General features: G+C 58.6%; 1 protein-coding gene. It reads left to right on the forward strand.

The features are described 5' to 3' along the window. On the forward strand, positions 1–1,373 hold a 1,373-nt coding region (locus F8N44_RS31205), incomplete at its 5' end, for a TonB-dependent receptor (protein ID WP_150653021.1). Between the last annotated feature and the right edge of the window lie 160 nt (positions 1,374–1,533).

Genomic DNA, 1,533 nt, shown 5'->3' on the forward strand with positions numbered 1-1,533 from the left:
GTGATTTCATGCGCAACAATCATCCACTGGATCGCGGTGTGACGCGTTACGCCAAGCAGATCGGCACCGCCTCGCGCGACACGTTTTTCGGCGAAAAAGACGCCGGCAAATTGCACAACGACAACAACATGGCGCAACTGCGTTTCGAGCATCTGCTCAATGATGACTGGACGTTGGGCGGTGGCTTCCAGTGGCTCGACGGCTCGCTTGAGGGCAACGCGATCGAAGCCAACGGCATTGCCGATGACGGTCGAACCCTGGGGCGTAACTTCAACTACCGTAAACTGGAGTGGACCGATAAGGACACCCAGCTCAATCTCACCGGTCATTTCAGTACCGGCGGCTTGCAGCACACCTTGCTGACCGGCATCGAGTACGAAGATTACGACTACAAGTCGATCATTCAGCGTTCCAGCGGCGCGGTCGGCGCCTACCCGATCGACATCTTCGATCCGGTCTACGGTCAGCCGCGTCCGGCGCTGACTCGCACGCCGACTCACGACAAGGAAAACCTCAAGACCTACGCTGCATTCGTGCAGGATCAGGTGGCGTTGACCGAGCGTCTGAAGGTTCTGGCCGGGGCGCGTTTCGAGCGTTTCGAACACGACTATGAAACCTACGTGCCGGGCGGTAAAAACTGGCAGGCCAGTGATAACGCGGTGACTCCACGCCTCGGCGTGACCTACGACCTGACCGAGACGCTGGCGATCTATGCCGACATCGCGCGCTCGTTCAAGCCCAACACCGGCGCGAGCCGCGTGGGCGGAGGCTTCGCCCCGGAGAAAGGCAAGTCCTACGAAATGGGCGTCAAGTGGGAAGCGCTGGATCATCAGTTGAGCGTCGACGCGGCGATCTATCAGATCGAAAAACGCAACGTGCTGACCACCGACCCGGTGGACTCGACCTTCAGTGTGGCGGCCGGGGAAGTGCGCAGCCGTGGTTTTGACCTGAACGTCGCCGGCAACCTGACACCCGAATGGCGCGTGATCGGCGGCTACGCCTACGTGGATGCCGAAGTGACCAAGGACAATGTGATCCGTTCGGGCACGCGTCTGATGAACATTCCGCAAAACAGCTTCAGCCTGCTCAATGTTTACGAATTTCAGGACGGCGCGTTCAAAGGCCTGGGCCTGGGCACCGGACTCAAATACGTCGACGAACGCGCCGGGCAAACCGCTAATACCGCGTTCTCGATGGACAGCTACACCGTTGTCGATTTGCTCGGCTTTTATAAAGTCAACGAGAAGGTGCGGCTTAACCTTGACGTGAAAAACCTGTTTGATCGGGATTATGAAGAGGGCGCGTTCGGTAATGTCTACGCCTATCCAGGTGCGCCGAGAACGGTGCAGGTGGGGATTTCCTACACGTTGTAAGCCGCGCTCGACGCTGCAACGGCGGCCCCTCACCCCAGCCCTCTCCCGGGGGGAGAGGGAGCCGATCTTCATTGATTTCAAAATTTGAGTTCAACTCGATAGATCATGTCGGCGTAAATCGACAGTACAACTCGGTCAGCCCCCTCTCCCTCCGGGAGAG

The sequence above is a fragment of the Pseudomonas fluorescens genome, from assembly GCF_902497745.1.
GTDB lineage: Bacteria > Pseudomonadota > Gammaproteobacteria > Pseudomonadales > Pseudomonadaceae > Aquipseudomonas > Aquipseudomonas fluorescens_BM.